Source organism: Polynucleobacter necessarius (assembly GCF_900096755.1).
In the GTDB taxonomy this organism is placed as follows: Bacteria; Pseudomonadota; Gammaproteobacteria; order Burkholderiales; family Burkholderiaceae; genus Polynucleobacter; species Polynucleobacter necessarius_K.
Genome location: NZ_LT615227.1, coordinates 1,533,397 through 1,545,514 on the forward strand (window position 1 = coordinate 1,533,397; position 12,118 = coordinate 1,545,514).

The following is a 12,118-nucleotide window of genomic DNA, read 5'->3' on the forward strand; positions in this document are numbered from 1 at the left end:
ATAAAAATCTCTATGAAAAAAACAGATCAAGAATACAAGCAAGAACTCAGTGATATCGAGTATCGCGTTACTCGTGAAGCTGCGACCGAGCGTCCTTTTTCTGGCAAATATTGGGATCGCTGGGATAGGGGTCGCTATAAATGTGTTTGTTGTAATACCCCCCTCTTCTTATCTGAAACAAAATTTGATGCTGGTTGCGGCTGGCCAAGTTACAACGCCCCTGAAAACGTCTCATCCATAAAAGAAATTCGGGATATGAGTCATGGAATGATCCGCACTGAAGTGCGCTGCGCCAACTGTGATGCCCATCTGGGTCACGTATTTGATGATGGCCCTAACCCTACGGGTCTTCGTTACTGCATCAATTCAGCATCTTTGAGTTTTGAGCCGGGTGACAATGCTCTACTCGCAAATCCGGACTAAAAGTTAAATAGCAGGATAATTCAGCCTATGAAATTTTTATTCGACCTCTTCCCTATTATTCTTTTCTTTATTGCTTTTAAATTTGGCGATATCTATACGGCTACGATAGTTGCCATGGTTGCAACAATCGGGCAAATATTGTGGGTCTACTACCGCCACCGCAAGATTGATGCGATGCAATGGGTCAGCCTGGTCATGATCTTAGTATTTGGTAGCTTAACGATCTTTCTACACGACAAAACTTTTATTCAGCTAAAGCCAACAGCACTCTACTGGCTTTTTGCTGGAGTCCTTTTTATTAGTGCTCAGTTCTTCAGGAAGAATTGGATTCAGGTCTTAATGGGTAAGCAAGTAACTCTTAAGTCAGAAAGTGCGCATTCAGTTTGGCATCAATTAAATATGGCATGGGCAGCATTCTTTTTTGCAATGGGCGCTCTCAATCTATATATTGCCTTTGAGTATTCTGAGGAGACCTGGGTTAACTTTAAGTTATTCGGCAGCACTGGTTTATTGGTTGTGTTCGTCATCATTCAAGGCGTTTGGTTGTCTCGGCACATGGAGCATCCTGCAGAATGAGCATTAATCAACAGCGCATTTTATTGTTTGAAGCCGATCTGCGCAGAGCGTTTGATGTGCAGAGCCTCATCATTGAAGATGAAAGCCATCTTCATGCCGGCCACGCTGGCGCTGCAACTGGTGGTGGGCATTTTAAGCTTTCGATTACAGCCCCAGAATTCAAAGGTTTGAGCCTTGTAGCCCGTCATCGAGCAATCTATGCAGCCCTCTTCAGCGCCATATTCCCAAAGAAATACATGCCTTGACTATTTCAGCCCTCTCTGCTGATGAGGTTTAGCTTGGTCATGATTTAAACTCAACAAGCCTTTTACTATTTAATTCCACATAAAAAAATGATTAATAAACGCCAAATCTTCGCTATTAGCGTACTCAGCGCCTCTCTCCTTTCTAGCTACTCATATGCGCAAAACGCAGTGATTGTGAATGGTAAATCGATCCCCAAAGCTCAGCTCGATAAGCTGGTCCAAAAGTCTGGTCAACCTGACAACCCGCAGGTGCGTGATCAAGCGCGTGAAATGTTGGTGACACGTGAATTAATTCTGCAAGAAGCGGATAAACGCGGAGTGATTCAAAACGAATTAGTTCGAGAACAATTAGAGCAGGCACGAATGAGTGTTTTGATTGCGGCTGTATTTGAAGACTATGTTGCAAAAGAAGGTGTTGCAGAGGCAGATCTTCAAGCCGCTTATGACTCCGTGAAGTCTCAATATACCGGCAAGGAATACCATGTCGAGCATATCTTGGTAGAAAAAGAATCTGATGCCAAGGCAATTATTGCGCAGTTAAAGTCAGGCGCTAACTTCGAAGAGATTGCTAAAGCGAAATCTCAAGATCCTGGATCAGCAAAAAATGGTGGTGATCTTGGTTGGGTTAGCGACAAGGCTCTTGTGCCTGAATTCTCTAAAGCCATGGTGCAACTTAAGAATGGACAAATCACCGAAAAACCAGTGAAGTCTCAATTCGGTTGGCATGTGATCAAAATGATTGATGTGCGCGATGTGAAGGCGCCTAGCATAGATGAAATCAAAGATCAACTTAAGCAAATGATTATGTCTGACAAGAATTGGCAGAAAGCGAAGTCCTCAGAAATGATGCAAAAGCTCCGCGCTAAAGCCAAAATTCAATAAAGCAGCTTACCTGGCGGGATAGCGTCGCGGTCTGAGTTTCTGGATTGCCGTTCCCGCCAATCCGCATGCAAATGCGGAGTGCAGCAAACAAATTGCTGCAGCGTTGGTTTACTGGTCCACTGCAAGCACGCGGGCAAGCGCTTATGGCAACCCCATCTCTTATGGGCTTGGCGGAACGTTAGGGGGGGCTTTGTGCTGGTTGGATTTGGGATCTATCTCAACCTAGAGATATATTTGTCATGTCCGATGGGCCGCAAATGTACCGGCGGCATGCATTAACTGCGCCAATATCAAAACCGAAGTAATGGGTAAGAATGCAATCAAGACAAAGCGTATGACTCCAATACCGAATGCTGCCTGAAGAATGACTTCAGCATCCAATTTGCTAAGGAACTTGCTTTGAAAATAGAAAAATACAACTTCAGCCATGACTCCAAGAGCCCAAAATAGGCCTATTTGAAATTTGTCATATCCAAGATCAGCAAGATATAGGGAATAAAAAACATATAAGGATGCATGCGCAAAGATCATGAAAAATCCGGACACCAGGAACCAGCGGACATCTGGATTAAACAGCACAATTAGCAGCTCGCCTTTAACCATCTTGCGCCGCTCCATCTTAGGTTCGTGCAGCTGGAAGCTAATAAACGCAAGCGCTAACAAAACAATGGCGCCAACAAATGGATAAAGTTCAATGGACTTACGTTGAAATAATTCGCCTGCAGCAAGAACCATTACGATAAAACCAATAGAACCCCATAGACGAAGGCGGCCGTAGCGCTTATCAAAGGAGTTATCTTTATATAAGGCATGTATGGTGGCTGATTCACCAAGGGGCATGAGGCTACTTAGGATGGTATGCAACACAAACATCCAAATGAAAAAACTAATGTAGCTTTGTAGAAAAAAGATTAGTAGAAATACAATGGCTGCCAAACATGAGCAAAATCGAATAATGCCAACTCTATTCGACAGATAGTCTGATAGCCAACCCCATGAGAATGGGCCAATAATCCTCGTGATTTGCAGTATAGACATTAGAACTGCAATTTCAATTACGCTAAAGCCGCGATCTTGAAAAAATAGGCTGGCGTAAGGGGAAACCAGCCCAACATACGCAAAATATAAAAAGAAAAAGGACCCGAAGGCCCAGCGAAGTGAAGGCGTCATCTCAGCTAGTTCGCGTTAATCTTTGCTAGAGCCTGGTTGGGATGACGGAATAGATTTGGTTGGCATGATGACATCTGCGCATTGAGCGCGATGACGCAATGCGTGATCCATTAGAACCAAAGCCAGCATTGCCTCAGCAATAGGCGTTGCCCGAATTCCTACGCAAGGATCATGACGCCCTTTGGTTTGGACGGTAATCGGATTGCCCGCTAAATCTACCGATTGCTTTGGACTCAAAATGCTTGAGGTGGGTTTAATAGCAATCGAAACGCGTAAGTCTTGACCGCTGCTGATGCCGCCCAGTGTTCCACCAGAGTTATTGCTTGCAAAGCCATCAGGATGCAGCTCATCCCCATGCTCGCTTCCTCGCTGGGACACTGATTTAAAGCCGGCACCAATTTCAACGCCTTTAACGGCGTTGATACCCATCATTGCATGTGCAATATCCGCATCCAACTTGTCGAATAAGGGCTCACCTAAGCCAATAAGAACATTTCGGGCTCGCACTTCAATCCGCGCGCCGCATGAGTCCCCTGCTTTGCGCAACTCATCCATATAGGACTCAAGTTGGGGAATCATTTCAGCGTTAGCCGCAAAGAATGGGTTGTTTTTGATTTGGGATGCATCTATAAATGGAATTTCCAATTCACCGAGTTGACTCATATAGCCATAGAACTCGGTTCCATACTTTTCATGCAACCATTTTTTAGCAATCGCTGCTGCTGCAACAACAGGAGCGGTTAAACGTGCTGAGGATCTTCCGCCGCCACGAGGGTCGCGAATGCCATATTTGTACTGATACGCATAGTCAGCATGTCCAGGGCGGAAAGTTTGTAAGATGTCGCCATAGTCTTGACTACGCTGATCTGTATTGCGAATGAGTAAGGCTATCGGCGTGCCAGTAGTTTTGCCTTCAAAAATGCCAGATAAGATTTCAACCTTATCTTCTTCTTTACGTTGGGTGACGTGGCGTGAGGTTCCAGGCTTACGGCGATCTAGATCTATCTGAAGGTCCGCCTCAGAAAGATTCATTCCCGGTGGACAGCCATCAACCACCGCCCCAATAGCGGGACCGTGGGATTCACCAAAGGTGGTAACAGTAAAAAGGAGGCCTAAAGTATTTCCTGACATATCGACATTATGTCATTTTTCGGGAAAATTGGGCTAGAACGGCTTAGTTGGAAGCTTTTTCGGTATCTTCCGGCCAGTCCCGAATATAGGCTTTAAGCATCGTATTTTCGAAATCTTGAGCTTCTACGACAGATTTTGCTACGTCATAAAACGAGATTACGCCCATGAGCATTTTTTGGTCCACAACGGGCAAATAGCGAGCATGGTCCACCAACATCATGCGGCGAACCTCATCGATCTCAGTTTCCATATTGCAGGTGAGCGGCTTTTGATTCATGACATTGTTAACTTGCAAACCATCCAACTTTCCATGATGCTTTGCCAATACAGCAATAACCTCGCGAAAGGTCAGTATCCCAACGAGCTTATCGTATTGCATTACTATCAAGGAGCCGATGCCGTGTTCGCTCATTACCAATACAGCTGTTTGCAAAGCGGTATCAGGGGCGACGGTAAATAAAGTACTGCCTTTTACCCTCAATATGTCACGAACTTTCATTTTGTCTCCGGAATTGATCCATGTATAGACTCAATATATCCTCAAGCCCTGTTTCAATCAAGGCTTTAGCGCTAACTTTTAGTAACGAATAACCCTAATTACCCCACTTCGGATATCGGGTAGGTTGGCCACTAAAACGGCTCCAGCTAAGGTAATCCACCAAGTCATGTAAATCCAAATCAGGCCCAGTGGGAATATAGCAAAGGCGCCATATACCGTTTTGTAAAAGGCGGTGTGACTTAAGAAGATGGCAAAGCCAAATTTCATCAGCTCAAAGGCTAAGGCGGCAAAAGCATCAACCCAAAGAATCTTGGCATAAGGCAATATCTTGTATACGACCGCAAATACCGCAACCGCCATGAGTACTGGCGCTATAAATAATCACCTTCTTAAGCAGTGGCCTACTCTGCTTCACTTTAAAAATTTGGTTAAAGGCCCCCTCAATCACTGCAAGAGTCATGATTGTGGTGACCACCAATCCAATTAGACCGACGAAGGTAAGGCCGCTGGCTTTTGAGGAAAATTGGTCTAAATACATGAAGACCTGTTGATTTAAGCCGCCAGGCATGTACGTATCTAACAACCATGTTCTGAACGTATTTTTTACCTGAATAACGCTTGGTAGGTAACCTATCAGCATTGTGGCTATGGTAATCATTGGCACAAGGGATAAAGTGGTCGTAAACGATAGGCTTGCGGCAATTTGCTTTAAATTTTGATCGCGGTTTCCCTCCCAGAGCTCTTTGCCCAGGGAGAGCCATAATTGGGGGTTACGAATAATGCGCATCGCCGTATCATAAGAGAAGAATATGAGCCAACCAGAAATTTTAGTTTTGTACTACTCCCGCTATGGTGCCACCAAGGACTTGGCGCGCCTCATTGCCGAAGGAATCGAAAGCGTCCCAGGGGTAAATGCGCGTTTAAGGACTGTTCCAGCAGTTTCCACGGTTTGCGAGGCATCTGAATCTCCGGTTCTTAGCGAAGGCGCCCCTTATGTTGAGTATTCCGATTTGAAGGAATGTATTGGGTTGGCCCTAGGATCGCCCACTAGGTTTGGCAATATGGCTGCACCAATGAAATACTTTTGGGATGGTAGCTCTTCAGAGTGGCTTAACGGTGCCCTCATTGGGAAGCCTGCTTGCGTATTCACTAGCACTGGCAGCATGCATGGCGGCCAAGAAAGTACATTGCTCACCATGATGATTCCCCTACTTCATCGCGGTATGTTAATCATGGACCTGCCATACAGCGAGTCCGATTTAATGTCTTCAAGTACTGGGGGCAGCCCTTATGGGGTCACTCATCTAGCTCATGCTGATGGAAGAGAGCTCCCATTAGCCCTGAAGAGCAGCGTCTAGCAAAAGCCCAAGGCAAGCGCCTTGCCGAAGCAGCATTAAAACTTCTGAAGAGCTGATAACAATTTTGCGAGCAATGAATATGTATCAGAAAATTCTTGAAAAGAATCCCTACCAGCTAATAGCGACAGCGGCATTTATCGATCTATTCATTCTGTGCGTTTGCTGGGAATGGTTTATTTCACCACTGCGCCCTGGTGGATCTTGGTTGATCTTAAAAGGCGTTCCTTTGCTATTTGCTATTCCTGGTTTATGGAAAGGCAAGGTTTACACCATGCAATGGGCATCAATGCTAATTTTGCTTTACGTGACCGAAGGGTTGGTACGAATTCTAGAAACTGGAGCAAACTTTTGGCTCGCGCTATTAGAGACAATTCTTGCCACTATCGGCTTTATATGTTTATTAGTTTATTTAAAGCCCATTAAAAAAGAAGCTAAAAGTCTTAAGAAAATGCGTGAGGCAAAAGGCTGATGCAATCTTTCATCAAGCGGCTTCATGGCATTTTGAGTGCGCAATACATTCTTACCGAAGAGGCTGATAAAGCATCCTACCTAACGGATTGGCGCAAACGCTATACGGGCAAAGCTTTGGCTGTTGTGTTGCCTAATAGCGCTGATGAAATATCACAGATTGTTCAGGCATGTGCGCAGAGCAATGTAGCGATTGTTCCCCAGGGTGGCCATACTGGCTTTTGCGGTGGAGCTACGCCAGATAGTTAGTGGTAAGCAAATTATTTTGAACCTCAAGCGCATGAATCGAATATTGGATATAGATAGCGCCAATCAAACCATCACGTTAGAGGCTGGCTGTATCTTGCAATCAGTTCAAGAGCAAGCTGCAGAGCATGGGTTTTTATTTCCTTTAAGTCTTGGTGCCGAAGGAAGCTGCATGATTGGAGGCAATCTTGCAACCAATGCGGGCGGCACAAATGTGCTGCGTTATGGAAATACGCGTGACTTATGCCTTGGGTTGGAAGTAGTTACCGCTAAAGGTGAAATTTGGGATGGCTTAAAGGGCTTGCGCAAAGACAATACCGGCTATGACTTACGAGATCTATTTATTGGGTCCGAAGGCACGCTAGGCATTATTACCGCTGCAGTGATGAAGCTCTATCCCCTGCCCATCTCACAATGGACAACACTGGTTGCAGTCGATAGCGTTGCATCTACCATCGATTTATTAAATTTATTCCAGAAACGCGCAACATCAATACTTACCGGATTTGAAATGATGACGCAGGAGTCTTTGGAATTAAATACAAAGCACTTTCCGCACATGGCTAATCCGCTACAAGGCAATCCAGCCTACACAGTATTAATTGAGCTTTCTGATCACGAGAGCGAGGAGCATGTAAGGTAGCTCCTGGAAACTGTTTTGGAGGAAGCACATTCGAGGCGAATTTGATTTCTGATGCTGTCATTGCCAGTAACTTAAGTCAGGCTAAATCGTTTTGGCAGATGCGCGAGCACATTACCCTAGCTCAAGCTGAAGAAGGCGCCAATCTAAAACATGACATCACCATCCCTCTTTCGGCCCTTGAAAGCTTTATTGAGGAAGCGGATGGTTTAATGCGCTCTAAATATCCAGGCGTCAGAATCATTAATTTCGGACACTTGGGCGACGGCAATCTTCACTACAACATTGCCCCACCGCTTGGAGTTGACCCTAAATCATTCAATCTGGCCAATGAAAAAGCTATCCATGAGCTGATTTATAGCCAAGTTGAACGCTGCAAGGGCTCCATTTCTGCAGAACACGGTGTGGGTGTGGGGCAGCTTAAATTAGATGGATTAAGGGCTCACAAGGGTGCGGTAGCCCACGACCTCATGAGAGCCCTTAAAACGGCACAAGACTCAAACGTTGGGCCCGTGCAATTCAACAGATCGACTTGTCCAAAAGGACGCCTGAGGTCGCTATTGGCTACTTAGATAGCAAATATCGCGATATTGCTTGGCGTTACATCCGAATTCTTGGCTTTGAGCGCACCATCAGCTTCATGGCCAGTAATAATTTTCACCCAGAATAAAGCTATAAAACCCTAAATATCTGATTTATTTAGGTTTTTTTGTTTTTATGGGGTTTTTGGTATCCATTTAAGCAAAAAACTGCTTTGATTCGGCTATAACTACCTCGGGAAGCTCCTCAGGTATGTAATGTCCACAAGGGGCCGCCATGCCGCTAACATCAGTGGCTACCCTTTTCCAGTCATCTACCGGTGCAAAACACTTATTTACAAGTCCATGCTCCCCCCAAAGTACCCTTTATGGGCATCTGAAGTCGTTTTCCTTGCTCGCGGTCTGCGCGATCATGCACTAAATCAATGGTGGCAGCCGCTCGATAATCCTCACACATTGCGTGCATGCAATCTGGGTTAGTTGCTCCAGCTAAGTACTCGCTCCATCGATCCAGTGAAAAAATACCAGCTCCCGCATGGCGCCCCATGTGATTCTTTAGCCAGTATTCAGGATTGGCACCAATCATCGTTTCTGGTACGGGCTCAGGCTGGATTAAAAAGAACCAATACCAATAACCCTTGGCAAACTCCATCGAAGTGTTTTCATACATCGTCAGGGTTGGAGATATATCTAAGGCCATCAGCTTTGTAACGCTTTTGGGAAAGTCCATTGCCAGGCGGTGGGAAACGTGTCCACCACGATCATGCCCGAGCAGGAAAAACTTTTCATAACCCAATGAATGCATTAAGGCATGCTGGTCGGCAGCCATGGAGCGCTTCGAATAAGTTGAATGATCTGGATTTCCATGTGGCTTAGAAGATTGGCCGTAACCGCGAAGATCGGCAGCAATCACCGTAAAAGATTTAGAGAGCTCCGGTGCGACTTGGTGCCAGATCGCTTTTGTTTGAGGGAAGCCATGAAGCATCAGTAATGCGGGACCGCTACCACCAATTTGATAGGCAATATCAATTGCCCCGTCATTCGATGAAACGGTAGTTACCCTGCTCTCAAATCCAGGAAAGATGATCGCCATAAAAAATTATCCATCAGCTACCGCTTGAATTTCGGATACGGTCAAATAACCCTTGTTGCCGGAATCTATGTAGGAAAAGTGATCGTAAATACGCGGCATGCAGCCTTTTGCCTCGTCCTTGGTTAGCTTGCCGTCATGATTGATATCGCACTTAGCAAATCGTTGGGCGATTTCACGATTTTTGCTAGCGTCATCTGCATAGCTAGAAAAAGTGACAAATAAAAGACCCAAGAAAATTGCAGTCAGTTTTAAGAAATGATTTGTAACCATTTTATTTTCCAGTAGGAGTTAGATTTGCGGAAGTTTCCATTGCAACCCGCACTACCTTCTTCGCCATTTCAATAATAGACTCTACGGAGCCTGAGCCAGTTCTAAATGATTCCCCTTGAATTGTTACCAAGCCTTCACCCAATAACTCTTTTGTTTGGCTATCAGTAATTTTGCTTTCGACGAGCAATGCAGGTGTCTTGGAGTTCACGCCGCCCGCATAGGTTGCTGCATTAACTGCTAAACCAATCGGCGTAAAGTTCCAAGGCTGCAAACTATTTACAGAGCTTTCGGCGCCAGTAATGCCAACGGTTATACGCGCTACACCGGGACCAGGGCTTGTGACAATGCGAATATTACCGCGAGAATTTACTGCGGAAACCATTGAATCTTGCAGTGTAATTTGAGCCTGAGAAATCGCTTCTGCGCTAATCTCTTTGGTCGCACTTTGGTTTAGGTAGATTGGATCAAGAATGACAGCGGTGTAATTTCCGGGATTTACTCCAGACTTACGGTATCTCCAGATGCGCGCATCTGACTGACTTGTAGCCATTGGTACCAATACAGAGTAATTTGGCAAGAAACCTGATCGTGGCATTGGCTCTGAAGCAAGCTTTGGTGTGTTGCTACATGCCGCCAAAATAACAGCGGTCGAAATGGATGCTGCTACTACGATGAATTTACGCATCTGAATTCCTTTAGTTGGTGCAAATAAATACGGGATGGATTAATCGGGGATGGGGCATGGCAACATACCGCCAGTTTTTTATGAATCTGAGGTTTGCAATCCGGCGGGCGTGCCGAGGACTCAATAGCTGCTGCAGCGGGTGAATTTGATTTAATTACTGAATCAGCGTTTGGCGTTGAGCCAGCTGTCGCACCAACCACGCTAGGTGGTGAAGTTGCTGAAGAGACTTTTTGCGGCTCAAGGCCAACCGAGCGATAAAAGGATTTATCTGATCCAGGGCAAGGCATAACGGTCCCAGTCTTTGGGTTTATTACATCCTTACACTGAGGATTGGCTTCAAGTCGCGCCTCTAATTTGGCAACAGTGCATGCAGAGAGCGTTAATAAACCAAGCATCAAAATCAATAACCTGGTTGACGAGAGCATGCGGTGAGCCCGAATTTTTAGTATGCCAATATTTTTGAGAGGAAATCTTTAGCGCGGTGTGATCTAGCATCAGGGTTTCCAAAGAACTCATCTTTGCTGCAATCTTCAATGATGCGACCTTGATCCATGAAGATCACGCGATTACTGACTTTCCTTGCAAAGCCCATTTCGTGAGTTACGCAGCACATAGTCATGCCTTCATTGGCTAATTTCACCATAACATCTAGAACTTCGCCTACCATTTCTGGGTCAAGCGCTGATGTAGGCTCATCGAAGAGCATCACAATCGGATCCATACTCAATGCGCGCGCAATAGCAACGCGTTGTTGTTGGCCGCCAGAGAGTTGACCGGGGAACTTATCTTTCTGAGCCATTAAGCCGACTCGCTCTAAGTACTTTAGACCATGCGCTTTGGCTTCATCGGCTGAGCGACCTAATACTTTCATTTGGGCCAGCGTGAGGTTTTCCGTAATACTCAAATGGGGGAATAGCTCAAAGTGCTGAAACACCATCCCTACCCTAGCTCTTAACTTAGGAAGATTGGTTTTTGGATCGTGTAGACGAATACCATCAACGGTAATTTCACCAGCCTGAAATGGCTCGAGCGCATTGATTGTCTTAATGAGCGTAGATTTGCCGGATCCCGATGGGCCGCAAATAACAACTACCTCACCTTTTTGGATTGAAGCGCTGCAATCAGTGAGAACCTGAAAGTTGCCATACCATTTTGAGACATTTTGAAGTTCAATCATGATGAATTGCTTGTCTAATATTAAAGATAAATTAGCGAATAATCGCCACTTTGGACTGCACTCTTCTCATAATTTTTGAGAGCGAGAAGCAGATGATGAAATAAGCAAATGCAGCGAGGATATAAGTCTCAATTGGACGACCATAATTCTTACCGGCAATTTCAAAGCCTTTTAATAGGTCATACGCACCGATTGCATAAACCAAAGATGTGTCTTGAAACAAAATGATGGTTTGGGTCATGAATACCGGAATCATATTTCTAAAAGCTTGCGGCAAAACAATGAAGCGCATGTTTTGACCGTAAGTCATGCCAAGAGCTTGCGCTGCGTATCCCTGGCCTTTGGGAACAGACTGAATGCCGGCACGCACAATTTCAGAAAAGAATGCACCTTCAAATGCAATAAAAGTAATCGTAGCCGAGAGATCAGCTCCAATAGGCCTGCCAATAAGCATTGGAATCAATAAGAAGAACCATAAGATCACCATAACCAATGGAATCGATCGCATGGTGTTGACGTAAATAGTTGCCGGATAAACCAAGCTTGGTCTGCCAGACAAGCGCATCAGCGCCAAGAAGGTTCCAAAAACAATTCCGCCAACTGTAGCGATTACTGTTAATTGGAGGCTGAAGAGCATGCCCTTCAGAATGTAGTTAGTAAAAAGATCCCAATTGTAAAAACTCAGGTCTAGGCTCAACATGTGGACACCATTAATT

The 12,118-nt window shown here is 45.2% G+C and carries 13 protein-coding genes and 4 pseudogenes; 8 read left to right on the plus strand and 9 right to left on the minus strand.

From position 1 onward, the window contains the following. Positions 1 to 6 precede the first annotated feature (6 nt). The 4 genes from msrB to DXE27_RS08045 all read left to right on the plus strand — a co-directional run bounded on the left by msrB (position 7) and on the right by DXE27_RS08045 (position 2,126). Positions 7 to 423 (plus strand): peptide-methionine (R)-S-oxide reductase MsrB, encoded by a 417-nt coding sequence (msrB, locus tag DXE27_RS08030; RefSeq protein WP_128113557.1) that lies wholly within the window; start codon positions 7 to 9, stop codon positions 421 to 423. A gap of 27 nt (positions 424 to 450) precedes the next feature. Further along, complete coding sequence (locus tag DXE27_RS08035; RefSeq protein WP_128113558.1) at positions 451 to 999, plus strand: septation protein A; 549 nt, start codon at positions 451 to 453, stop codon at positions 997 to 999. Next, positions 996 to 1,244 carry a BolA/IbaG family iron-sulfur metabolism protein gene (locus DXE27_RS08040; protein WP_231969750.1) on the plus strand — a complete coding sequence of 83 codons (249 nt, stop codon included), beginning with the start codon at positions 996 to 998 and terminating at the stop codon, positions 1,242 to 1,244. The genes DXE27_RS08035 and DXE27_RS08040 overlap by 4 nt, the downstream gene beginning before the upstream one ends. A gap of 87 nt (positions 1,245 to 1,331) precedes the next feature. Continuing rightward, on the plus strand, positions 1,332 to 2,126 hold the full coding sequence (locus DXE27_RS08045) for a peptidylprolyl isomerase (RefSeq protein WP_128113559.1): 795 nt from the start codon (positions 1,332 to 1,334) through the stop codon (positions 2,124 to 2,126). A gap of 237 nt (positions 2,127 to 2,363) precedes the next feature. On the opposite strand, the gene DXE27_RS08050 is transcribed toward DXE27_RS08045, so the two are convergent. The 4 genes and pseudogenes from DXE27_RS08050 to DXE27_RS08065 all read right to left on the minus strand — a co-directional run bounded on the left by DXE27_RS08050 (position 2,364) and on the right by DXE27_RS08065 (position 5,713). After that, the gene (locus tag DXE27_RS08050) at positions 2,364 to 3,296 is read right to left on the minus strand and encodes an MFS transporter (protein ID WP_231969751.1); all 933 of its coding nucleotides are present in this window, start codon (positions 3,294 to 3,296) and stop codon (positions 2,364 to 2,366) included. Positions 3,297 to 3,311: 15 nt separating this feature from the next. Next, on the minus strand, positions 3,312 to 4,427 hold the full coding sequence (aroC, locus tag DXE27_RS08055; protein ID WP_128113560.1) for a chorismate synthase: 1,116 nt from the start codon (positions 4,425 to 4,427) through the stop codon (positions 3,312 to 3,314). A gap of 43 nt (positions 4,428 to 4,470) precedes the next feature. Beyond that, entirely contained in the window at positions 4,471 to 4,926 is a 456-nt protein-coding gene (locus tag DXE27_RS08060) for a CBS domain-containing protein (RefSeq protein ID WP_128113561.1), read from the minus strand. 78 nt (positions 4,927 to 5,004) lie between these two features. Further along, a pseudogene (locus DXE27_RS08065) lies at positions 5,005 to 5,713 on the minus strand (YhjD/YihY/BrkB family envelope integrity protein). Between the two features lie 22 nt (positions 5,714 to 5,735). Between DXE27_RS08065 and wrbA the strand changes: the two are divergent. The 3 genes and pseudogenes from wrbA to DXE27_RS08080 all read left to right on the plus strand — a co-directional run bounded on the left by wrbA (position 5,736) and on the right by DXE27_RS08080 (position 8,210). After that, positions 5,736 to 6,340, plus strand: a pseudogene (gene wrbA / locus DXE27_RS08070) (NAD(P)H:quinone oxidoreductase). A gap of 17 nt (positions 6,341 to 6,357) precedes the next feature. Next, positions 6,358 to 6,753: a DUF2069 domain-containing protein gene (locus DXE27_RS08075; RefSeq protein ID WP_415064452.1), complete on the plus strand. Its 396-nt coding sequence runs from the start codon at positions 6,358 to 6,360 to the stop codon at positions 6,751 to 6,753. Next, positions 6,753 to 8,210, plus strand: a pseudogene (locus tag DXE27_RS08080) (FAD-binding oxidoreductase). Before DXE27_RS08075 ends, DXE27_RS08080 begins: the two are co-directional and overlap by 1 nt. Before the next feature lie 165 nt (positions 8,211 to 8,375). On the opposite strand, the pseudogene DXE27_RS08085 reads toward DXE27_RS08080, so the two are convergent. The 3 genes and pseudogenes from DXE27_RS08085 to DXE27_RS08095 all read right to left on the minus strand — a co-directional run bounded on the left by DXE27_RS08085 (position 8,376) and on the right by DXE27_RS08095 (position 10,225). Then, a pseudogene (locus DXE27_RS08085) lies at positions 8,376 to 9,270 on the minus strand (alpha/beta fold hydrolase). Positions 9,271 to 9,276: 6 nt separating this feature from the next. Next, positions 9,277 to 9,540, minus strand: a complete 264-nt coding sequence (locus tag DXE27_RS08090) for an EF-hand domain-containing protein (RefSeq protein ID WP_128113563.1) — start codon at positions 9,538 to 9,540, stop codon at positions 9,277 to 9,279. A gap of 1 nt (position 9,541) precedes the next feature. Next, positions 9,542 to 10,225: a DUF3313 domain-containing protein gene (locus tag DXE27_RS08095; protein ID WP_128113564.1), complete on the minus strand. Its 684-nt coding sequence runs from the start codon at positions 10,223 to 10,225 to the stop codon at positions 9,542 to 9,544. A 93-nt stretch (positions 10,226 to 10,318) separates the two neighbouring features. On the opposite strand from DXE27_RS08095, the gene DXE27_RS08965 reads away from it, so the two are divergent. Further along, complete coding sequence (locus tag DXE27_RS08965; protein ID WP_172457128.1) at positions 10,319 to 10,483, plus strand: hypothetical protein; 165 nt, start codon at positions 10,319 to 10,321, stop codon at positions 10,481 to 10,483. Positions 10,484 to 10,667: 184 nt separating this feature from the next. Here the strand turns inward: DXE27_RS08965 and DXE27_RS08105 are convergent, their stop codons facing one another. Both DXE27_RS08105 and DXE27_RS08110 read right to left on the minus strand, forming a co-directional pair. Further along, on the minus strand, positions 10,668 to 11,402 hold the full coding sequence (locus tag DXE27_RS08105) for an amino acid ABC transporter ATP-binding protein (RefSeq protein ID WP_128113565.1): 735 nt from the start codon (positions 11,400 to 11,402) through the stop codon (positions 10,668 to 10,670). Between the two features lie 31 nt (positions 11,403 to 11,433). Then, the gene (locus DXE27_RS08110) at positions 11,434 to 12,102 is read right to left on the minus strand and encodes an amino acid ABC transporter permease (RefSeq protein WP_128113566.1); all 669 of its coding nucleotides are present in this window, start codon (positions 12,100 to 12,102) and stop codon (positions 11,434 to 11,436) included. Positions 12,103 to 12,118: the final 16 nt, after the last annotated feature.